The organism is Streptomyces sp. NPDC007983 (assembly GCF_042958345.1).
Lineage (GTDB): Bacteria > Actinomycetota > Actinomycetes > Streptomycetales > Streptomycetaceae > Streptomyces.
This window is the reverse complement of the sequence record NZ_JBIBJI010000009.1, coordinates 384,372-406,512: the sequence shown is the minus strand read 5'-3', so window position 1 is coordinate 406,512 and position 22,141 is coordinate 384,372. Positions and strand designations below refer to the sequence as shown.

General features: G+C 71.6%; 17 protein-coding genes. 10 read left to right on the top strand and 7 right to left on the bottom strand.

What is annotated here, in order from left to right; genetic code table 11:
* Positions 1-112 precede the first annotated feature (112 nt).
* The 7 genes from ACFZCY_RS28375 (at position 113) to ACFZCY_RS28345 (ending at position 7,742) form a co-directional block, all read left to right on the top strand.
* A complete protein-coding gene (locus ACFZCY_RS28375; RefSeq protein ID WP_391179206.1) occupies positions 113-1,075 on the top strand; it encodes a tetratricopeptide repeat protein in 963 nt (320 codons plus the stop codon).
* A 566-nt stretch (positions 1,076-1,641) separates the two neighbouring features.
* Positions 1,642-2,259 carry a DUF6230 family protein gene (locus ACFZCY_RS28370; protein ID WP_009714968.1) on the top strand — a complete coding sequence of 206 codons (618 nt, stop codon included), beginning with the start codon at positions 1,642-1,644 and terminating at the stop codon, positions 2,257-2,259.
* A gap of 142 nt (positions 2,260-2,401) precedes the next feature.
* Complete coding sequence (locus ACFZCY_RS28365) at positions 2,402-2,932, top strand: DUF6114 domain-containing protein (protein ID WP_391179202.1); 531 nt, start codon at positions 2,402-2,404, stop codon at positions 2,930-2,932.
* Entirely contained in the window at positions 2,910-4,298 is a 1,389-nt protein-coding gene (locus ACFZCY_RS28360) for a hydrogenase expression protein HypF (RefSeq protein ID WP_391179199.1), read from the top strand. Before ACFZCY_RS28365 ends, ACFZCY_RS28360 begins: the two co-directional genes overlap by 23 nt.
* Positions 4,299-4,488: 190 nt before the next feature.
* Positions 4,489-4,845 (top strand): hypothetical protein, encoded by a 357-nt coding sequence (locus tag ACFZCY_RS28355; protein WP_391179196.1) that lies wholly within the window; start codon positions 4,489-4,491, stop codon positions 4,843-4,845.
* Between the two features lie 2 nt (positions 4,846-4,847).
* Positions 4,848-6,149 (top strand): tetratricopeptide repeat protein, encoded by a 1,302-nt coding sequence (locus ACFZCY_RS28350; protein WP_391179193.1) that lies wholly within the window; start codon positions 4,848-4,850, stop codon positions 6,147-6,149.
* Positions 6,150-6,152: 3 nt separating this feature from the next.
* The gene (locus ACFZCY_RS28345; RefSeq protein ID WP_391179191.1) at positions 6,153-7,742 is read left to right on the top strand and encodes a Clp protease N-terminal domain-containing protein; all 1,590 of its coding nucleotides are present in this window, start codon (positions 6,153-6,155) and stop codon (positions 7,740-7,742) included.
* Between the two features lie 49 nt (positions 7,743-7,791).
* Here the strand turns inward: ACFZCY_RS28345 and pyk are convergent, their stop codons facing one another.
* The 3 genes from pyk to pta form a co-directional block, all read right to left on the bottom strand.
* Positions 7,792-9,219, bottom strand: a complete 1,428-nt coding sequence (gene pyk, locus ACFZCY_RS28340; RefSeq protein WP_391179187.1) for a pyruvate kinase — start codon at positions 9,217-9,219, stop codon at positions 7,792-7,794.
* 66 nt (positions 9,220-9,285) lie between these two features.
* Positions 9,286-10,431, bottom strand: a complete 1,146-nt coding sequence (locus ACFZCY_RS28335) for an acetate/propionate family kinase (protein WP_391179184.1) — start codon at positions 10,429-10,431, stop codon at positions 9,286-9,288.
* Positions 10,428-12,545: a phosphate acetyltransferase gene (gene pta / locus ACFZCY_RS28330; RefSeq protein ID WP_391179181.1), complete on the bottom strand. Its 2,118-nt coding sequence runs from the start codon at positions 12,543-12,545 to the stop codon at positions 10,428-10,430. Before pta ends, ACFZCY_RS28335 begins: the two co-directional genes overlap by 4 nt.
* A gap of 200 nt (positions 12,546-12,745) precedes the next feature.
* Between pta and ACFZCY_RS28325 the strand changes: the two genes are divergently transcribed.
* The 3 genes from ACFZCY_RS28325 (at position 12,746) to ACFZCY_RS28315 (ending at position 16,306) form a co-directional block, all read left to right on the top strand.
* Positions 12,746-13,771, top strand: a complete 1,026-nt coding sequence (locus ACFZCY_RS28325; protein WP_361476400.1) for an ATP-dependent 6-phosphofructokinase — start codon at positions 12,746-12,748, stop codon at positions 13,769-13,771.
* A 73-nt stretch (positions 13,772-13,844) separates the two neighbouring features.
* The gene (locus ACFZCY_RS28320; RefSeq protein WP_391179179.1) at positions 13,845-15,191 is read left to right on the top strand and encodes a hypothetical protein; all 1,347 of its coding nucleotides are present in this window, start codon (positions 13,845-13,847) and stop codon (positions 15,189-15,191) included.
* Positions 15,182-16,306, top strand: a complete 1,125-nt coding sequence (locus ACFZCY_RS28315) for a hypothetical protein (protein WP_391179175.1) — start codon at positions 15,182-15,184, stop codon at positions 16,304-16,306. The genes ACFZCY_RS28320 and ACFZCY_RS28315 overlap by 10 nt, the downstream gene beginning before the upstream one ends.
* Here ACFZCY_RS28315 and ACFZCY_RS28310 read toward each other — a convergent pair.
* The 4 genes from ACFZCY_RS28310 to ACFZCY_RS28295 form a co-directional block, all read right to left on the bottom strand.
* Complete coding sequence (locus ACFZCY_RS28310; protein ID WP_391179173.1) at positions 16,296-17,204, bottom strand: ABC transporter permease subunit; 909 nt, start codon at positions 17,202-17,204, stop codon at positions 16,296-16,298. The two genes, ACFZCY_RS28315 and ACFZCY_RS28310, sit on opposite strands and share 11 nt — an antisense overlap.
* 116 nt (positions 17,205-17,320) lie before the next feature.
* A complete protein-coding gene (locus ACFZCY_RS28305) occupies positions 17,321-18,724 on the bottom strand; it encodes an LCP family protein (protein WP_391179171.1) in 1,404 nt (467 codons plus the stop codon).
* A 101-nt stretch (positions 18,725-18,825) separates the two neighbouring features.
* The gene (locus ACFZCY_RS28300) at positions 18,826-20,913 is read right to left on the bottom strand and encodes a glycosyltransferase (protein ID WP_391179169.1); all 2,088 of its coding nucleotides are present in this window, start codon (positions 20,911-20,913) and stop codon (positions 18,826-18,828) included.
* A 246-nt stretch (positions 20,914-21,159) separates the two neighbouring features.
* Positions 21,160-22,065: an RNA polymerase sigma-70 factor gene (locus tag ACFZCY_RS28295; protein ID WP_391179166.1), complete on the bottom strand. Its 906-nt coding sequence runs from the start codon at positions 22,063-22,065 to the stop codon at positions 21,160-21,162.
* Positions 22,066-22,141: the final 76 nt, after the last annotated feature.

The window sequence follows — 22,141 nt, the reverse complement described above, 5'->3', positions numbered from 1 at the left end:
GACGCCGGTGTCCCGGCCGGTTACGCTACGGCTCGTAGCGTAAGACAGGCCTGTCCGCCGGATCGGCCGACGCGCTTTTCCATTCACCGCGTCGAGAGGGGAGGATAGGACCATGCAGCCACGGAACATGTCCATGAGTGGAGTGGTCGACCTCGCCGCGGTGAAGGCGGCCGGGGAAGCGAAGCAGAAGGCGGAGAAGGCGCGGGCCGACGCCGCCCGCACGGGCGCGCCCGCGCCCACGCGCCTGGTCTTCGACGTCGACGAGGCGGATTTTCAGCAGGAGGTCCTGCAGCGCTCCACCGAAGTACCGGTCGTCATCGACTTCTGGGCTGAGTGGTGCGAGCCGTGCAAGCAGCTCGGACCGATCCTGGAGCGACTGGCCGGGGAGTACGCGGGGAAGTTCGTCCTCGCGAAGATCGACGTCGATGCCAACCAGATGCTCTTCCAGCAGTTCGGCGTGCAGGGGATCCCCGCGGTGTTCGCGGTGGTCGCCGGGCAGCCGGTGCCGCTGTTCCAGGGCGCGGCGCCGGAGGCGCAGATCCGCCAGGTGCTGGACCAGCTGATCCAGGCCGCGGAGCAGCAGTTCGGCATCGTGGGCGCGCCGGCCGAGGCGCCGGGCGCGGAGGACGCGGAGCAGGAGGCCCCGGTCCCCGCGGGCCCGTACGACAGCGCGCTGGCCGCGGCCCATGAGGCCCTGGACGCGGGCGACCTCGGCGGTGCCGTCCGCGCGTACCAGAACGTGCTGAACGACGACCCGGCCAACGCGGAGGCGAAGCTCGGTCTGGCCCAGGCCCAGTTGCTGGAGCGGGTGCAGGGGCTGGACGCGCAGCAGGTGCGCAAGGAGGCCGCCGACAGCCCGGCGGATCCGTCGGCGCAGATCGCGGCGGCCGACCTGGACCTGGTGGGCGGTCATGTGGAGGACGCCTTCGGCCGCTTGGTCGACACGGTGCGGCGCACGGTGGGTGAGGACCGCGAGGCGGCGCGGCTCCATCTGCTCGGCCTCTTCGAGGTGATCGGCGGTGACGATCCCCGAGTGGTCACAGCTCGTAGCGCGTTGGCGCGCGTCCTGTTCTGACTTCCCGGCTCTCAAACGGAACAGCGGCCGCGCTTTACCAAAACTTGGTAAACGCGGCTGCTGTTACTGCTAGTAAGTGAGCGCCCGGGCTTTGTCCGTTCTTGGCGTCAAATCTCCCGCTCTTTCCGGCCGTCGGGCGACGACCCTGCGTGCCCGGTCTCGACCGACCTGCCGCAGATCGGTTATCCGTCCGTTACTCGCTAGTAACGAACCCCTTGTGCCCCGGCCGTGAATGGACCACGATCAGCCAAGCTCGGTCCATCCTCATCGAAGCCCGGCAACCGGTCGGCGCGGTGCTGCGGGTGGGTCCCCACCGAGCAGGCCGGCGGCAGTGGCGCCGGCCGTGGACAGGGGGGTCTCTGCCCAACGGGCAGGGCCTGTCCAGGAGGTTGCGCGAGAAGCGTGGCCAGTGGTTGTCGCTCGGGGGTGATCGCCGGTGTTTCGGCGGGTGCAGTTCGCGCCTGTGAGACGTGGGCGCTCTCCTTCCCGAGGACGTAGCACTTCTCCCATCCCAGTTCGGGGCCGCGGCCCTGGCCGGAGATGTACGTCCGAGAAGGAGGAAAGTCATGGAGTCCCTGGCTCGTGGCGGGACAAGATGGAAGCGGTTCGCCGTTGTCATGGTCCCGAGCGTTGCTGCCACAGCCGCGATCGGCGTCGCCCTGTCACAGGGTGCGCTCGCGGCCTCGTTCAACGTGTCCGGCCAGCAATTCAAGGTCGCGGTCGACCGGCTCGACGGCACGGGCTTCGCGCAGTACGGCGCCATAGACACCCAGCACGGCGGGAAGAACATCCCCGTCGCGGTGTCGGCGTTCAAGAGCGCCAAGCTCAAGGGCCTGTGCCAGTCGGTGGTCGTCCCGGTCCCGGTCTTCGGCGATGTGTCGCTGAAGCTGTCGGCCGGTAACGGCAGCAAGACGGTCGAGGCGAAAAACCTCTTCATCGACCTCGACCAGCTGGACGCCGACGCGACGTTCCGCGGCATCGACATCGGCGTGGCGGCGGGCGACGCGAACAAGGGTCCGGGAATCAACAAGGGCGACAAGGCCCTTCCCGGCTCGTTCGCTCAGCAAGCCGATTCGGCGACGCTGACCGGTGTGAAGCAGACCGCCTGGGCGACCAGCGCGGGCACGTTCAAGCTCTCCGGACTTTCGATGAAGGTCAGCAAGGGCAAGAACGAGTGCTTCTGAAGCGCTGAGCTGGAAGGGTGGGGGGCCGCGGCGCTGCCCCTCACCCGGCAACGCCCAGCAGCGCTTGAGGCGCCACGCAGTTCAGTACCGCAGTAGAACACTTGCGATCGCCTAGATCGCCAGCCCCAGGGAGCTGTTTTCAATGAGTGCCGAGTCGCCGGGGGCGCGTGACCGTACCAGCCATTGGCGGGAGACCTTCAGGGCATGGCGCTGGCAGCGCCCGTTCTGGGCGGGGCTGCTCACCACCCTGGCCGGGCTGCCGATCATGTACTTCCCGTACAACGACCTGAACGCGGGCGGGTTCACGATCAACCTGTCCACCACCGCCGGATCCGCCTCGCTCATCATCGGCGTACTGCTGGTGCTGCTGGGCATGACCATGTGGTTCCAGCCCATGGTGCGGGTCTTCGCGGGGGTCGCCTCGATCCTGCTCGGCCTGGTGTCGCTGCCCGTGTCCAACATCGGCGGCTTCCTGATCGGATTCCTGCTCGCCCTCTTCGGTGGGGGCATGGGCGTCGCCTGGGCACCGGGCGAGGCCCCCGCGGCACAGCCGGCCGAGGGCCCGGGAACCGCGCCCAAGGACGGCGCTGACGATGGCGGTGTGCCGGAGCCGGCCGGGGCCGGACCCGCACCGGACCAGGAAGCCACGAATGGGAGGCACCGTGCGGGGTGAAGAGGAGCAGGCCGCGGACGGAAGTCCGCGCCGGGCCAGAACCGGACCGCGGCATGCGGCGCCGAGGAAGTCGATGCTCACTCGCCTTCAGGTGCCCGCCGGGAAAGCGATAGCGCTGGCCGCCATGCCGACGGCCGTGCTGATGGGCATGGGGCTGACCCCGCAGCTGGCGTCGGCGACGACCCGGGCCGAGGACCGCTACAAGGCCGGGCCGTGTGTCTCCCAGCCGGATGAGGCCGACAAGGGCGACGCCCAGGGCGAGAAGGACGCGTCCGACGGCACGGACAAGGGCGGCAAGGACGGCAAGGGCCAGGACGGCAAGGACTCGGGTTCCAAGGACTCGCGTTCCAAGGACCGGGACGGTACGTCCGGTTCCGGCTCCAAGGCCCCGTCCGACGCGTCCGGCTCGTCCGGAGGCGGGGACGCCGCGCCATCGAAGCCGACCCCCACCCCGAGCCCGTCCGGCACGTCGGGTTCCGGGGACGACAAGGAGTCCGGGGAGCCCAGCGCCTCGCCGAGCCCGTCGGAGTCCGAGACCAAGAACCCGCTGGACCCGCTGGGTCTCGGGGACAAGCTGCACGACATCTTCACCCCGGACGAGGCCGACAAGGCCAAGGCCGACGAGGGCGGCGCGTCGGCCGAGCCGAGCGCCTCGCCCAGCCCGTCGGCCTCCTCCACCTCGCCCAGCCCCTCCCCGTCCACCGGCAAGACGGCCGACAACCCGGTCAAGGACACGGTGGACAAGGTCGGCGAAGGCGCCAAGGACACCGTCGACAAGGCGAAGAAGGCGGCCGAGGACGCCAAGGACAAGGCCGACAAGGCCGTGCCGAAGCCCTCCGCGTCGGCGAGCGGCGACGGCGCGGACGGCGGCAAGGAGGGCTACCCCTGCCCCGAGTTCGACGCCGACGCGTACAAGAACGCCGACGACGAGCCGACCGCGAGCCCGCTGCCCGACGACCCCTGGACCCTCCGGAGCACCCTGCTCACCCTGCACGGCCTGGACTACCAGGGCATCGTCGAGGTCCGGACGCACAACGGCCAGTCGAAGAAGGTCCTCAAGTTCACCGCCGACGGCGTGGACATCAAGGACCTGCACCAGCTGGTCAAGGGCCCGGCCGGGACCACCACCAACGTGGCGGCCCGCGAGGGGTCCACCTCGACCTTCCGCAACGGCACGGTCACGATGTACACCGAGGAGCTGAAGGGCAACCTCCTGGGCATCATCCCGATCACCTTCAGCCCGAAGAGCCCGCCGCCGGTGAACATCCCCGAGGTGTTCTTCACCGACGTGACGGTCACCCAGGCCGGTCAGTTCGGCGGCGAACTGACCATCCCGGGAATGCACGTGTACAACACCGGGGAATAACCCCCGGAAAACCACATACCTGTTCGGGAGCCGCAAGGCCCTCCTCGGAGGGCGCCGCCCGCGGGCACCGGGTTCACCGCCCGGCGCCCGCGGGCGCGTTTGTCCGTGCCGGGCCCTATCATTACCTTGAGTGTTCGCATGGACGCGCACCATGCCGCTTGGCGCGCGCCGGGGGGAAACGGGGGCAGCGGTGGAGAGCCGTATTTCGGTCGACGGCCCGGAGCCGGACGAAAGCCTGGAGCAGCTTGCCGAGTGGCTGCGCGGCGAGCCCGAACTGGCGGGCCGGGTCAAGCCGAAGGCGGCACCGCCGCGCGATGGCGAGATGGGGGCGGCCGCGGAGCTGCTCGTGGTGTCGCTGGGCGCGGGCGGCGCCCTCTCCGTCCTCGCGTCCTCGCTGCGGGCCTGGCTGGCCCAGCCGCGCCGCTCCGGCATCAAGGTCACGGTTCACCGCCCGGACGGGCAGCGGCTGGAGATCGACGCCCGGCACGTGACCAAGGAGTCCGTCGAGGAGATTCTCCGGCAGGCGTTGCGCGCAGAAGAGGAATAGCCATGCGGTTGCCCGATTCCGAGCGTTCGCGGGCGGTCCTGATCGGCACAAGTCGCTATTCCGATCCGAAGCTTCCGGACCTTCCCGTGGTGCGCGACACCATCGAGGATCTGGCCGAGGCCCTCACCGATCCCGCGTACGGGGCCGTCCCGGACCGCCATTGCACCGTGCTGCTGGACAGCGGGGACGTTCAGCGCGTGGGCCGTTCCTTACGGGCGACGGCGGCCGAGGCGGAGGATCTGCTGCTGGTCTACTACGTCGGCCATGGCCTGATCGCCCCCAGGCGGCAGGACTTGTACCTGTCACTGGCCGACAGCGAATGGGCGGAGCCCGAATTCGGCTCCCTGGAATACCGCAAACTGCGCGATGTCGTCCTGGACAGCCGCGCCACCTCCAAGGTCATCATCCTCGACTGCTGCTTCTCCGGGCGCGCGCTGAGCGGCACGATGGCCGGGCCGGAGGCGGCCGTGATGGGGCAGGTCGACGTGGCGGGCACGTATGTGATGGCGTCCTCCCAGGGCAACGAGGTCTCCCTGATCCAGGACGGCGAGAAGAACACGGCGTTCACCGGCCGGCTGATCCGGCTGCTGCGGGACGGCGTGGCCGGCGGGCCCGAACTGCTCAGCATCGACGAGGTCTACCGGCGGCTCCAGACCACCATGACCGCGGAGGGCCTGCCCGCGCCCCTGCAGCGCGGCTCGCGGAACGCCGCCCTGCTCGCCCTCGCCCGCAACCGCGCCCACCGGCTCCCCGGCCACCCTGCCCGGCACGAGGCCGCCGTGGCGCTGTGCGAGGCGGGGAAGTACGCGGAGGCGGCGGAGGCGTTCGGCGCCCTCCTGGACGAGCAGGAGAGCCTGCTGGGCGCCGACCACGCGGCGGCGCTGCGCACCCGTCAGTGGCTCGCGCACACGCGCGGCGGGGCCGGTGCGCCCGGGGAGGCGGCGGACCGGCTGCGGGAGATCCACGGCCAACAGGCCCGGCTGCTGGGCCCCGACCACCCGGACGCCCTGCGCAGCCGCCAGTTCCTCGCCGTCAACCTGGGCGAGTCGGGGCGGCGCCCGGAGGCGATACGGATGCTGCGGCTGCTGCTGCTCGACCGGCGGCGCGTCCTGGGCGACGACGATGTGGCGACGCTGCGCACCCGCCATGTGCTGGCCCACAACCTGGCCCGGACGGGCGAGCGCGACGAGGCGGCGGCACTGCTGCGCGAGCTGGTCGCCGACCGGGAGCGGGTGCTGGGCCCGGACCATCCGCACACGCTGCGGGCCCGGCGGGATCTGTCCGTACTCCAGGCTGTGGGGTGAGGGATGTTCGAGCACTTCACCGACCGGGCACGGCGGGCAGTGGTGCTGGCCCAGGAAGAGGCCAGGGAGCACAACCACCACCACATCGGCACGGAGCATGTGCTGCTCGGCCTGATCCGCGAGGAGCAGAGCCCCGGCGCCGAGTTCCTGCGAAGCTTCGGGGTGCCGGTGGCCGGGGTGCGCGAGCAGGTGGAGTCCACTCTCACCAGGGGCACGACCCCCCTGAGTGGGCACATCCCCTTCACGCCCGCAGCCAGGCAGGCGCTGAAGGACGCGCAGCTGGAATCCCTTCAGCTCGGCACGACCGACATCACCCCGGAGCACCTTCTGCTCGGCTTGATGGATGAGAAGGGCGGCATCGCCACCCGGGTCCTGGGGCCCTACGGCATCGGCCGGGCGGCCATGCGGGAGCGGGTCCGTGAGCGTGCCGCCGGGGGGCCCGCTCCCACCGCGAGCGAGTTCTTCGCGCGGTTCACCGACCGGGCGCGCCGGGCCCTCATGGAGGGCCAGGAGGCCGCGCGGAAGCTCCACCACAACCATCTGGGGACCGAGCACATCCTGCTGGGCCTGTTCCCGGCGGAGGGCGTGGCCGCGACCGCTCTGCACACCCTCGGCATCACACAGGACGCGGTCCGGGAGCGGCTGGTCAGGAGTGCCGGTTTCGGCACGAAGCCGCCGACCGGGTCCATCCCCTTCACGCCCCGGGCCAAGATGGCGCTGGAGATGGCGCTCAAGGACGCTCTGACGCTCGGCCACAACTACATCGGCACGGAGCATCTGCTGCTGGGCCTGATGCGCGAGGGCGAGGGGACCGGGGGGAAGTTGCTGCGCGGGTTCGCCACCCAGCAGCAGGTGCGGGACGAGATCATCCGCATCCTCACCGCACCGGCCCCGGAGCCGCCGCCCGTGGTCGTCGGGCGTGAGCGGGAGATCGAGCGCGTCATGCAGATCCTGATGCGCAAGTCCCGTCACCACGCCTTGCTGGTGGGGGAGCCGGGCACCGGGCGCACGTCGATCGTCTCGGGGCTGGCCCAGCGCATCGCCCAGGGCGACGTACCGGCGGGCCTGGCCGAGGTGCGGCTGCGTGCCGTCGACATCGCGACGGCCGCCCAGGAGACGGTGGAGGACCCGGACCGCACGGTGCTGTTCCTGGACGATGTCCGGGCGGGTGACGCCGACGCGCTGCGCGCGCTCGCGCGGAAGGGGCCGCGGATCATCGCCGTCACCGACCCCGCGGCCTACGGCGAACTCCGGGACATCGGCGCGTACTTCCAGACGGTCCCGGTGGGCGAGCCCACCCATGACGAGGCCGTCGGCATCCTGAAGCTGCTGCGCCGCGAGTACGAGGCCCACCACCGGGTCACCATCACCGACGACGCCCTCGACGCCGCCGTCGCCTTGTCCGCGCGGCACATCACCGACCGCGTGCTGCCGGGGAAGGCGGTGGAGGTCCTGGACGAGGCGGGGGCCAGGGTGCGGATCACGGACGGGGCCGCGCAGACCGTGGACGCGCGGCACATTGCGGAGCTGTTCGCGGACCGTACCGCGGGCGAGCCGTCCGTCGACGACCGGTACATCTGGGCCATGAGCTGAGCGGCCGGGCCCCCGAAGGGAGCCCGGCCGCTCGATCAGAGGCGCGTGGTTACCGGCTCTCGCCGCCCAGGTGGTGCACCCGGACCATGTTGGTGGTGCCGGGGACGCCGGGGGGCGAGCCCGCCGTCATGATCATGATGTCGCCCGCGGAGTAGCGGCCCAGCTTGGACAGCTCGGCGTCCACGAGGTCCACCATCGCGTCGGTGTGCTCCACGTACGGCACCACGTAGGACTCCACGCCCCAGCTCAGCGTCAGCTGGTTGCGGGTGTCCGGCTCGGTGGTGAAGGCCACGATCGGCTGCTGGGCGCGGTAGCGGGAGAGCCGCCGCGCGGTGTCGCCGGACTGGGTGAAGGCGACCAGCGACTTCGCGCCCAGGAAGTCGGCGATCTCGCACGCCGCGCGGGCCACCGAACCGCCCTGGGTGCGCGGCTTCTTGCCGGGCACCAGCGGCTGCAGGCCACGCGAGAGCAGCTCCTCCTCGGCGGCCTGGACGATGCGGGACATCACCTTGACCGTCTCGATCGGGTACGAGCCGACCGAGGACTCGGCGGAGAGCATGACCGCGTCCGCGCCGTCCAGGATCGCGTTGGCGACGTCGGACGCCTCGGCGCGGGTGGGCCGGGAGTTGGTGATCATCGACTCCATCATCTGGGTCGCCACGATCACCGGCTTGGCGTTCCGGCGGCACAGCTCGATCAGCCGCTTCTGCACCATCGGGACCTTCTCCAGCGGGTATTCCACCGCCAGGTCGCCGCGGGCCACCATGACGCCGTCGAACGCCGCGACGACGTCCGCCATGTTGGCGACCGCCTGCGGCTTCTCGACCTTGGCGATCACCGGCACCCGGCGGCCGACCTCGTCCATGATCCGGTGCACATCGCGGACGTCGGCCGCGTCCCGGACGAAGGACAGCGCGACCATGTCGCAGCCCATCGTCAGCGCGAACCGCAGGTCCTCGATGTCCTTCTCGGACAGCGCGGGCACATTGACCGCCGCGCCCGGCAGGTTGATCCCCTTGTGGTCGGAGATCACCCCGCCCTCGATGACGATCGTCCGCACCCGGGGGCCCTCGACCGCGGTGACCCGCAGCTCGACGTTGCCATCGTTGATCAGGATCTGGTCGCCCTTGGAGACGTCGCCCGGCAGCCCCTTGTAGGTGGTGCCGCAGATCGTGCGGTCGCCCTCGACGTCCTCGGTGGTGATGATGAACTCGTCCCCGCGGACCAGCTCGACGGGTCCGTCCGCGAAGGTCTCCAGCCGGATCTTGGGGCCCTGGAGGTCGGCGAGGACGCCGACCGCGCGCCCCGTCTCCTCGGACGCCTTGCGAACGCGGTGGTAGCGCTCTTCGTGCTCCGGGTGGCTTCCGTGGCTCATGTTGAAGCGGGCCACGTTCATACCGGCCTCGATCAGCGACTTGAGCTGGTCGTAGGAGTCGACGGCGGGGCCCAGTGTGCAGACGATTTTGGAACGGCGCATGAGGCTGATCCTATCGGTTTGTTTCGGAGCGGAATATTTCAGAGCGAGTCGAAGCCGATCCGAAGGCTAGTCGCTGGCCAGATCGAACGTCTGGCTCGCGATCTCCAGCTCCTCGTCGGTCGGCACCACCGCCACCGCGACCCGGCTGGTCCCGGCGGAGATCAGCCGCGCCGCGGAGCCGCGCACCGCGTTGCGCACCGCGTCCACCTCGATGCCGAACGCGGGCAGGTCGCGCAGCGCGGCCTCCCGCACCGCCGGGGAGTTCTCGCCCACGCCGGCCGTGAACGCGATCGCGTCCAGCCGCCCCAGCACCGCGGTGTACGCGCCCACGTACTTCCGCAGCCGGTGGATGTAGATGTCGAACGCGAGCTGCGCGGCCGGATCGCCCTCGCCCATGCGGCGGCCGATCTCGCGCATGTCGTTGTCCCCGCACAGCCCGAGCAGCCCGCTGCGCTTGTTGAGCAGGGTGTCGATCTCGTCGATCGACATCCCGCCCACCCGGGACAGATGGAAGATCGCCGCCGGGTCCAGGTCGCCCGCGCGGGTGCCCATGACCAGGCCCTCCAGCGGGGTCAGTCCCATGGAGGTGTCCACGCACACCCCGCCGCGCACGGCGGAGGCGCTGGCGCCGTTGCCCAGGTGCAGCACGATCGTGTTCAGCTCGGCGACGTCCTTGCCCAGCAGCTTCGCCGTCGCCCGGGACACGTACGCGTGCGAGGTGCCGTGGAAGCCGTACCGCCGCACCCCGAACCGGACGGCGGTGTCGGTGTCGATCGCGTACCGGGCCGCCGACTCCGGCATCGTGGAGTGGAACGCGGTGTCGAAGACCGCGACCTGCGGCAGGTCCGGGCGCAGCGCCCGGGCCACCTTGATGCCGGTGACGTTCGCCGGGTTGTGCAGCGGGGCCAGCGGGACCAGCTTCTCGATCTCCTCGACCACCTCGTCGGTGATCAGGGTGGGTTCGGTGAACCGGGTGCCGCCGTGCACCACGCGGTGGCCGATCGCGGCCAGCTCGGGCGAGTCCAGGCCCAGGCCCTGCTCCGTCAGCTCCTCGGCGACCTGCTTGAGCGCGGCCGTGTGGTCGGCGACGGGACCGTTCCCGATCCGCTCCACCAGACCGGAGGAGAGCCGGGCACCGTCCGCCATGTCCAGCAGCTGGTACTTGACGGACGAGGAGCCGGAGTTGAGGACGAGGACGCGGGAGCCGTTCACGCGGTCTGCACTTTCTGTGTCGGGTCGGCCGGGACGGCCGGAGGGGTCTGGGACTGGGCCTGGACGGACGTGATAGCGACGGTGTTCACGATGTCGGAGACCAGGGCCCCGCGGGACAGGTCGTTCACCGGCTTGCGCAAGCCCTGCAGCACCGGGCCGACCGCGACGGCGCCCGCCGAGCGCTGCACGGCCTTGTAGGTGTTGTTGCCGGTGTTGAGGTCAGGGAAGATCAGCACGGTGGCCTTGCCCGCCACCTCGGAGTCCGGCAGCTTGGTCGCCGCGACCGCCGCGTCCACCGCGGCGTCGTACTGGATCGGGCCCTCCACCAGCAGATCCGGGCGCCGCTCGCGCACCAGCTCGGTCGCCTTGCGCACCTTGTCGACGTCGGCGCCGGAGCCGGAGGTGCCGGTGGAGTACGACAGCATCGCGATCCGCGGCTCCACCCCGAACCGGGCGGCCGTGGTCGCCGACTGGATGGCGATGTCGGCCAGCTGCTCGGCGTCCGGGTCCGGGTTGACCGCGCAGTCGCCGTAGACCAGCACCCGGTCGGCCAGGCACATGAAGAAGACGGACGAGACGATCTGCGCGCCCGGCGCGGTCTTGATGATCTCGAAGGCGGGCCGGATGGTGGCGGCGGTGGAGTGCACCGCGCCCGACACCATGCCGTCGGCCAGGCCTTCCTGGACCATCAGGGTGCCGAAGTACGAGACCTCGGCGACCACGTCGTACGCCAGCTCGTAGCTGACGCCCTTGTGGGCGCGCAGCTTCGCGTAGCTCTCCGCGAAGCGCTCCCGCAGCGGCGAGGTCTGCGGGTCGACGATCTGCGCCTCGGCGAGCTGGATGCCCAGCTCTGCGGCGCGCTTGCGGATCGTCTCCTCGTCGCCCAGCAGCGTGAGGTCGCACACATCGCGGCGCAGCAGGACGTCGGCGGCGCGCAGCACCCGCTCCTCGGTGCCCTCGGGCAGCACCACCCGGCGGCGGCCGGACCGGGACCGCTCGATCAGCTCGTGCTCGAACATCATCGGGGTGACCCGGCCGGAGCGGGCCACCGCGATGCGGTCGGTCAGCTCGGCGGTGTCCACATGGCGCTCGAAGAGGCCGAGGGCGGTCTCGGCCTTGCGCGGCGCGCCCGCGTTCAGCTTGCCCTCGATGGCGAACAGCTCGGCCGCGGTCGGGAAGGAGCCGCCCGCCACCGCCGCCACCGGGGTGCCGGGGGCCAGCCGGGACGCCAGCGCCAGGATGTCGGGACCGGGCCGCTCGTCCAGGGTGAGCAGCACCCCGGCGATCGCCGGGGCGCCCGCGCTGTGCGCGGCGAGGGAGCCGACGATGAGGTCCGCGCGGTCGCCGGGCGTGACCACGAGACAGCCCTCGGTGAGCGCGGGCAGGAAGTTGGGCAGCATCGCGCCGCCGAAGACGAAGTTCCGCACGTCCCGGGAGAGTCCGGCGTGATCGCCGAGCAGGACGTCGGCGCCGAGGGTGCGCACGATCTGCGAGACGGTGGGCGCCGACAGCGCCCCGTCCTCGGGCAGGACGTAGCCGGGCACCGGGAGCCGGGCGGCCAGCCGCTCGGCGATCTCCGCGCGGTCGTCCGGCGCGGCCCGGTTGACGACGACGGCGACGACGTCGCAGCCCTGTGCCTCGTACGCGCGGTAGGCGTTGTGGGCCTCGGCGTTGACGGCCTCCACGCTCTGGTCCTGGCCGCCGACGACCGTGATCACCGAGGCGCCGAACTCGTTGGCGAGCCGGGCGTTCAGCCCCAGCTCGTCCGGGAGGCTGGTGCCGGCGTAGTCGCTGCCCAGGACGAGGACGTACTCGTACGCGCGGGCCACCTCGTGGAAGCGGCCGACCAGCCGCGACACCAGCTCGTCGGAGCCCTGCTCGGCCTGGAGGGCGGCCGCCTCCTCGTAGCTCATGCCGCTCGCCGAGGCGGGCGGCTGGCTGAGCCGGTAGCGGGCCCGCAGCAGGTCGAAGAGGCGGTCGGGGTCGTCGTGCACCAAGGGGCGGAAGACGCCGACCCGGTCGACATGGCGGGTCAGCAGCTCCATGACCCCCAGCTCGACGACCTGGCGGCCGTCACCCCGCTCGATCCCGGTCACGTACACGCTGCGCGTCACGCGTGCTCTCCGTTTCCTCGGTGTTTTCCTTACATGCATCCTTCGGACACAAATTGGCCGGTTTAGGTGGCCCAGTCCTCTTGACAATACCTGCGGCCGTGGTTAGGACGCTCAGCAGCATGGGGGACACAGCACTACCCCGCCCATGAAACAATCGGACTGGCTCACATCTACCCGTAGGGAGCAGGAGACACAGCACGATGCGCATCGGAGTTCTCACCGCGGGCGGCGACTGCCCCGGCCTCAACGCTGTGATCCGGTCGGTCGTGCACCGTGCGGTCGCCGGCCACGGGGACGAGGTGATCGGCTTCGAAGACGGCTTCAAGGGACTCCTCGACGGCCGTCACCGCAAGCTCGACCTCGACGACGTGAGCGGCATCCTGGCCCGCGGCGGCACCATCCTCGGCTCCTCCCGGCTGGAGCGCGCCCGGCTGCGCGAGGCCTGTGAGACCTCCAAGGACCACGCCCGGGACTACGGCATAGACGTGCTGATCCCGATCGGCGGCGAGGGCACCCTGACCGCCGCCCGCATGCTGTCGGACGCGGGGCTGCCCATCGTCGGCGTCCCCAAGACCATCGACAACGACATCTCCTCCACCGACCGCACCTTCGGCTTCGACACCGCCGTCGGCGTCGCCACCGAGGCCATGGACCGCCTCAAGACCACCGCCGAATCGCATCAGCGGGTCATGGTCGTCGAGGTCATGGGGCGGCACGCGGGCTGGATCGCCCTGGAGTCCGGCATGGCGGGCGGTGCCCACGGCATCTGCCTCCCGGAGCGGCCCTTCGAGGTCGACGGGCTGGTCAAGATGGTCGAGGAGCGCTTCGCGCGGGGCAAGAAGTTCGCCGTCATCTGCGTCGCCGAGGGCGCGCACCCCGCCGAGGGTGCGATGGACTACCAGAAGGGCGAGATCGACCAGTACGGGCACGAGCGGTTCGCCGGTATCGGCAACCGGCTCGCGGCCGAGCTGGAGCGGCGGCTCGGCAAGGAGGCCCGCCCGGTCATCCTCGGCCACGTGCAGCGCGGCGGCACGCCCACCGCGTACGACCGCGTGCTCGCCACCCGCTTCGGCTGGCACGCCGTCGAGGCCGCCCACCGCGGCGACTTCGGCATGATGACGGCGCTGCGCGGCACCGACATCACCATGGTGCCGATCGCCGAGGCGGTCACCGAGCTCAAGACCGTCCCGGACCACCGCATGGACGAGGCCGAATCCGTCTTCTGAGCCACACCTTGTACGGTCCCCGCCCGGCCCGGGGGGACGGAGTCGATCAGGGGGTGAGTGGAGTTACCGGCGGATGGGCGGGTTAACGGACCGTGCGTGGCAGCGCTACGCGATCCTCTTCGTACTGATCACGGCACTGGTCACCGGTGCCGTGATCGCGATCGGCGGCAACGGCGGCGGCCATCTCACCGCCAACCGGGACCAGTTACGGAAGGCCTGCGACGGCGCCCTGCCGTACGGCGACCTCGAACGGCTGGTGCGCGACGCCCGCCCCGGTGAGCTGGAACAGCACGGCACCATGCTCGCCCCCGGCCAGGAAAGCCGCTCCCTGCTCGACTGCTCGCTGTCCTGGGGCGGCGGCAACGAGGTCACCGTCCACGCCGAGGCGCTGGTCTCGGACGTACCCCAGGGCATGGAGACCCGCCAGATCGTCGGCCCCGGGGGCACCTTCACAGCGCCCGGCACCACCGGCCGGTACGGCGCGCGCGGCGCCTGGCTGGTCGCCGACTGCCTCGGCGGGCTGGACGGCCAGGTCCGCCCGACGACCGATCTGTACGTCACGGCCAAGGTCACCGACGGAAGCGCAGCGGAAGCGGGCGGGGCCGACGCCACGACCGCGCTCACCGGCTTCCGTACCGCCGTCCACGTCGCCAACGCCATCACCAGGGCCCAGCGCTGCGGCGGACCCCCGCTGGACCCGCCCGCCCAGGTCGTGGCCACGGCCCCGGGCCAGGGTAAGGGCAAGGGCCAAGGCGAGGGCGGCCTGACCGGCGCCGCCGCGCGGCGCTGCGACTGGATCAGCCCGTCCTCGGTCCCGGGGCTCAGGCCCGGGGCGTGGGCCACGCGCGGCGACGCCCAGGACTCGACCTCCCTGAGCGCCTGCACCGGCGACTGGGACCCGGACGCCCGGCTCAACGCGGGCGTGGCGCCGCAGGAGTGGCAGATCACCGGGGTCGAGGCGGCCAGCTGGACGGGCATCCTGGGCCGGTCCGCGTACGACTCGTACGCACGCGAGGGCCATGTGCCCGGCTGGGGCGCGGACGAGGAGAACCGGCTCGTGGACGACGCCGGGCCCGACGACGCGGGCACGGACGACGGCGCGGACGACGCGGGCACGGACGACGGCGCGGACGCGGGGGACCGGGTGGACCGTGTCCCCGCCTACCTCACCCGCCCCCAACTCGCCCTGTGGGCCCGGTCGGTGTGCGGCGGCCGGGTCACCTACCACCGCGTCTCCGTCCTGCCCCGGCTCCGCATACCCGACGGCGAGACCGTCCCGCTCGGCCCCGAGCGGCGCGCCGCGCTCTCCGAGACCGCGCACACCCTGCTGTCCCGCTATCTGGGCGCCGAGGAGGGCTGGCCGAAGACGGCGGGCTGCCGCGATACCAAGGTGCTCGGGGAGGTGGAGGAGTGGCACTGACCACCGGGCCCCGGTCGCTGCTCACCCGGCGGCAGGTGCGGGGCATCACGGCGGCCGCCCTCGCGCTGGCCCTCCTCACCGGCGCGATGGTCTGGTTCGCGGGCAGCGGCGACCGGGCGCTGGACGAGGCGTGCGGCGGGGCGCTCGCGGCGGACGAGGTCCGTGCGGTGCTCGGCGACAGCGGCGTGGAGGTGACCAGCAGCACCGAGGGCACCTTCGGCGGCGACGGCGGCACCTCGCTGGCGGTGCGCTGCGAGGTGACCGCCGAGGACAAGGGCCGCGTCGACGTCACCATCTCCGGGGCGCCGCGACCCCGCGCCGAGTACGGGACCGGCGAGCCGTACACCGCCCTACCCGCCCACGACACCCTCCCCGTCCCCCTGGGCCACGGCTGGTCCGGCCTCCTCGCCACCGACAACGCCCGCCAGGGCGACCCCGGCGACGGCAAGGCGACGGCGGCCGTGCTGCTCGACTGCGCGCGGGGCGGCCGCAGTCTGCTGATCACCGTCCGGACCGCGCTCGGCGGCGCCACCCTGGACGACCCCGCCACCCGGCCCTCCTTCGTCCGCACCGCCACTGCCACCGCTCGGCGGGCCGACGACCGCTGGGACTGCGGCGCCCGGCTGGGCAGGCCGGTCCGCAGCGTCGGCCTGCCGGTGAACAAGGACGAGTACGAGCCGCTGCTCGGCGCCACCGGCACCTGCGCGACCGTCCCCACCGCCGCCCGCTCCGCCGTCTCCACGGCCCGCGAGACCGCCCGGGCCCGCGCCCCGCGCGAGATCTGCGCCCTCGGCGCCCGCGACGGCTCGCCCCGCTACCGGCTGGACGCGTACTACGGGCCGTACGCGGAGGACGCCCGCGCCCAGTACACCCGCAACGACGGCGAGGGCGTCACCCCCGCCGAGAAGCCCTCCGGGCGGCTCGGCCGGAGCGCCTACTGGGCCGGGGCGGACTGCCCGCACGGCGCTCCGCGCGCCCTGTACCTGATCCGCGCCGACGACGCCGACGGCGACGCCCGCGCCCGCCCCGACCTCGGCTACGAACGCGCGGCGCTGAAGGCGTTCGCGGCCCGTTCGACCGAAGACCACGGCTGCGCGGCGCCCGTCACCCCTTGACCGCGCCGCCGAGCGTGAAGCCGCCGCCCAGCCGCCGGGAGATGAGCACGTACAGCAGCACCACGGGGGTGGAGTAGAGGATCGAGAACGCGGCCAGCTGCCCGTAGACGATCTGCCCGTGGTTGCCGAAGAAGGTGAAGATGGAGACCGACGCCGGGAGTTGCTCCGGGGAGAGCAGCAGCATGAAGGGGACGAAGAAGTTGCCCCACATCATGATGAAGCTGTAGATCGTCACGACCGTGATGCCCGGGCCCATCAGCGGCAGGATGACCCGCGTCAGGCTCTGCGCCCAGGACGCGCCGTCCGTCCAGGCCGCCTCCTCCAGGATGACCGGCACACCGTCCATGAAGTTCTTCATCAGCCAGATCGCGAAGGGCAGTTGGGAGGCGGCGAGGAAGAGCACGGTGCCGGACATGGTGTCGATCAGATCGACCTGTACGAAGAGCCCGTAGACCGGGACCATGATCGCGGTGATCGGCAGACACGTCGTGAACAGCACGGTCATCAGATACGGGCGCACCAGCCCCGACCGGAACCGCGACAGCGGATACGCGGCGAGCGCCGCGCACGCGACCGTCAGCGCGGTGGCGCTGCCGCACAGCACCAGGCTGTTGAGCATCGGTGTGAACGTGATCTCGTCCGTCCACACCGCCGAGAAGTTGTCCAGCGTCGGGGTGCCGGGCGCCGAGACCCGTAACGTCGCGTGGCTGTCGACCGAGGCGAGCACCAGCCAGGCCAGCGGGAGGACGAAGGCCGCCGCGACGGCCAGCAGCGCGGCGTCGGCCGCCAGCCGGCGGCGCAGCCGCGGCGACCGGAGGCGAGGGGAGCGCAGCCGGGGCGACCGGAGCCCGGGCGACCGGAGGGGACGGGACCGTGGGCGGGCGGAGAGCACGGACAACCTCGGACCTCCTCGCGCGCTGGCGAGCATCGCAGTCGATCAGCGTCCCGTCCATGAAACCGTCCGCCCGGCCGGAAGGGGAAGACGGCGGTGCCGCGCAAAACGGCACCGCCCTCCTACTGTGCCGCCGCTGCCGGGCGGCCGGGAAGCGACGACGGCACGTCCACCGGCTGGTCGTTGCGGATCTGGTCGAACAGCCGCCTCGCCTGCGCGGTGTCCCACTGCACGGCGCTGCCCTTGGAGGTCTTGAGGTTGGTGTTGGACACCGGGACGTTGAGCTGCTTGCCCGTGCCCGAGGTGACGCCCTTCATCGCCTGGAACAGGGACATGAGGGTCTGGAGGTTCATCTTCTTGTCCACGATGAGGGTGTCAAGCCCCGCGCTGACGGTCGGGAAGGCCGCGAAGGGATTGGCCAGAACGCCCGGGGTGGCGGCCTTCTTGGCGAGGGCGGCCAGGAACTTCTGCTGGTTCTGGGTGCGCCCCAGGTCGCCGTTGGCCTCCTGCTTGCGCTGCCGGACGAAGGAGAGCGCCTTGCCGCCGTCGAGGGTCTGGCAGCCCTTCTTCAGGTCCAGGCCCGACTTCTCGTCCTTGATGTCGCGGTCCACGCACATCCGTACGCCGCCGACCGCGTTGACGATGTCCACGAAGCCGCCGAAGCCGATCTCCGCGTAGTGGTTGATGTGCAGTCCGGTGTTGCGCTCGATGGTCTGTACGAGCAGATCGGGGCCGCCCCGCGAATAGGCAGCGTTGAGCTTGTTCTGCTCCTCGCCGTAGCGCTTGCCGGTCTCGGGGCGGATGTACGTCGGCACTCTCACCCACGAGTCGCGCGGGAGGCTCATCATCGTGGTGCCGTGGGCGCCGGTGTGCAGCACCATCATCGAGTCGGTGCGGCCGCCCTCGGCCGAGCCGGTGCTCAGGCTCTGCTTGGCCGAGGCGGACAGGCCCGCCCGGCTGTCGGAGCCCACGATCAGGTAGTTGGTGCCCTTGCCGAGCGGCGGGCGGTTGGGGGCCTTGTCGAGGTCGACCTGCCGGTTCATCCGGGTGTCGGCCCAGATGTAGGTGCTGCCCGTGGCGACCAGCAGCGCCGAGACCATGACGATCGCCAGGCGGGTGAGGCGGCGGCGCCGGCTGAGCGGCTCCTTGGGGGCGCGGCGCCGTACGACGGGAGGCTCGTCCTCCTTGTCCCTGAACTCGTCCCTGTACTCGTTTCTGGACTCGTCCCTGAACTGGTCCCTGAACAGGGGCCGCTGGGCCTCGTCCCCGTACCGGCCCCGCTGGGCGGGGATGTCCGCGCGCGTCGCCGCGTATCCCGGTCCGGCACCGCCCGGGGGCGGTGGCGGGGGCGGCGGCGGAGCGGGAGAGGGCGGCACGACGGGGATCGACTCGGTCTGTGCGTTGGCCGTCTCCCGGGCGGACGCCCCCGCCTCCCCGGCCTGCCGGGTCGGCTGCTGCCGGAGGTACGCCGCCGTCCCCTGCCGCTGCTGCTCGCCCTCTGCCCACCCTTCCCGCCTGTCGCTCATGAGGGCAGCCTCCCTTCGGATGGAAACGTGCGTATGCCTGCTGCTGACTACTGGTACGGCTGCGGCGGCTCGTTGTCTCGATGCGAGGCGCGGGTGTGATGTCAGGCTCTCTGGTACGCGGCCGGGTCGCCAATCGTCTGCCCGGCCGTCCCGGAGCGCTGGATGCGGTGCCACTTCAGCCGGGCGCCGAGCAGCAGGGCCACCACGGACTGGATGACCACCAGATACATCAGCTGCCGGTAGGCGAACAGCTGGAAGGGCAGCGACCACAGGGTCCGCATCCGCTCCCCGTCCAGCCGCAGCGCGTATCCGGCGCACACCGTCTGGATGCCGAGGTACGCGAGCCACACCCCGGCCGACTCCGTCGGGTCCTGGAAGAGGATCCCGTACACCGCGAACAGGTCGATCACGGGCGCGAGCAGCGGCAACACGACCTGGAAGAGCGCGAGATAGGTCAGCCCGCGGCGGCCGAAGCGCCCTTCCGGGCCCAGCGAGAAGACGGCACGGCGGTGCTTCCACATGGCCTGCAGCGTGCCGTAACCCCAGCGGTAGCGCTGCCGCCAGAGCTGGCGCAGCGAGGTGGGGACCTCGGTCCAGGCGACGGCCGTCTCCTCGTACACCACGCGCCAGCCCGCCCGCCACAGCGACATCGTGAGGTCGGTGTCCTCGGCGAGGGTGTCCTCGCTGACCCCGCCGACGGCCATCAGCGCCTCCCGCCGGAAGGCGCCGATGGCGCCGGGCACGGTCGGCATGCACTCCAGCACCTCGAACATCCGGCGGTCGAGGTTGAAGCCGAAGACGTACTCCAGGTGCTGCCATCGGCCCAGCAGGCTGCGCCGGTTGCCGACCTTGGTGTTCCCGCTCACCGCGCCGACGTCGGGCTGTGCGAGCGGCTGGATGAGCTGGCGGATGGCGTCCGGTTCGAAGACGGTGTCGGCGTCGACCATGACGATGATGTCGTGCTTGGCGTGCGCCAGCCCGGAGTTGAGCGCGGTCGGCTTGCCCGAGTTGGGCTGACGTATCACCAGCACCCGGGAGTCGTTGCTCGCGGCGGCGATCTTGGCCGTCCGGTCCGTCGACCCGTCGTCGATCACGATGACCTGGAGCTTCTGGTGGGTGGAGGCGAGCAGCGACCGGATGGTGCCCTCGATGCCGGCCTCCTCGTTGTACGCGGGGACGAGCACCGTCACCGGGTCGTTCACCACCCGGGGCGGCGCTCCGTCGGTCCCGTAGCGGGTGAGCCGCCGGACATGGGCGCGGGCGAACACGACGAGCAGCACCAGCCGCAGCACCCCCAGCGCGCCCGCGATGCCCAGCACCCCCGTCATGATGGTCACGAAGGCGCGGCCGACGGCCGCGAGCGAGATCAGGGCGGTGCCCTGCCAGCGCTCCATGGTGGAGGACCGGGTCTCCACCGGCGGCACCCCGAGCCCGCCCGTCACCGTGGTGAACCTCTGCACCCGGGGGTTCTTCAGCAGCTTCTCGGTCTGCCGGTACGCGGTGTCCGTCTGCGGGAACTGCCGGACCACCCCCTGCGACGGCCGCTTCGACGCCTTGTCGGCGGCGACCAGCGCGTAGCCCTGCGCGGCGACGCGCCGCGCCGCCTGCCACTCGACGCCGCACAGCGTCTCCACGTCGGTGGTCAGCGGCATCCGCATCAGCCGCGGCTCGGCCCCCACGGTGCCCGCGAGCGCCGACTCGGTCAGCGACAGCTCCATCGTGGAGCGGACGGGGGACGATGTGCCCATGTCGGCGCCGGTGTAGGTGTTGGAGCCGATCTCATGGCCCTCGGCTCTGATCCGCCGCACCAGCTCCGGATGCTCGGCCGCCTTGGCGCCGGAGAGGAAGAACGTCGCCCGTGCCTTGTGCCTGCGCAGCAGATCGAGGATGCGCGGTGTCCACTCGGGGTCGGGCCCGCCGTCGTAGGTGAGCGCCACCGTTCCGGCGGGCATGCTCACCGTCTTCACCTGCCCGTTGTTGATCTGCACCACCGGGCCGCCGCCGACGATGTCCTTCGGCACGGGGCTGGTGCAGGCGGGCCGCGTCTTCGCGGCGTCCACCTCGTGGGTGGTCCAGCCCTGGAACATCAGCAGGCCGAACATGACGGGGAGGATCAGCGAGAGCAGCAGCCAGTGCGCGCGCGGGTCACGGGACCGCTTGTGTCGGCCTCCTCGGATCGGGTGGCTCATCGGCTGGATCGTCCCCCAGGGTTCTGGGTCGCATGAGCCACGGTCACCGTGGCACGTCTTCGGTCGAGGGTCGGCGAATGCCGTCGCCGCGAGGGGCGGCCCCGCGCGGCTCAGACGTTCTCACCGTAGTGAGGGCGGCTCAGCGGCCCGCCCCAACCGGCGGCAACGGATAAGAATCCGCCGACGCCGCCCTCGGGGGCCGCCCGATCACGTATCGTCTGTCGGCGGCCCTGCCACACGCCCCGTTCAGCGGCGGAGGGTGTTCTCCTCCCGCATGTGCGACAGCTTCTGGGGGTTGCGCACCGCGTAGAGCCCGGTGATCAGGCCGTCGTCGATGCGCACCGCCATGACCGTGTCGATCGTGCCGTCCTGTCCTTCCTCATGGAGGATCAGCGCCGGGTGGCCGTTGACGTGCGCGGGCAGCAGCGACCCCATGGCGGCGATCCGGCCCAGCCCGGCGGCCAGCAGACGGCCCACCTTGTCGGCCCCCACGACGGGCCGGAGGACGGCCTGCTTGATGCCGCCGCCATCGCCCAGGAAGACGACATCCGGCGCGAGGATGTCGAGCAGGCTCTGCAGATCGCCCGTCTCGGCCGCCCGCTGGAACGCGTCGAGCGCGTCGCGGCTCTCGGCCGGGGACACGGCCCCGCGCGGACGGCGCGCCGCCACGTGCGCCCGTGCCCGGTGGGCGATCTGGCGGACGGCGGCCGGGCTCTTGTCGACGGCGTCGGCGATCTCCTCGTACCCGAGGTCGAACACCTCGCGCAGCACGAACACCGCCCGCTCGGTCGGCGCCAGCGTCTCCAGCACCAGCAGCATCGCCATCGACACGCTTTCGGCCAGCTCGATGTCCTCCGCCACGTCCGGGGCGGTCAGCAGCGGCTCGGGCAGCCAGGGGCCGACGTAGGACTCCTTGCGGCGGCCGAGCGTACGCAGCCGGCTCAGCGCCTGGCGCGTGGCGATCCGGACCAGATACGCGCGCTGGTCCCGTACCGCGCCGAGGTCGACCCCCGCCCACCGCAGCCAGGTCTCCTGCAGCACGTCCTCCGCGTCGGCGGCCGAGCCGAGCATTTCGTAGGCGACGGTGAACAGCAGATTGCGATGGGCGACGAACGCCTCGGTTGCGGGGTCCGTTGTGTTTCTGCTCTCCACCGGCTGCTCCTGCCTGCTCGCTCTCGACAATGCCACGCCCACAGGACGCCGGTCGCCGCGGTTCTGTGACACCTCC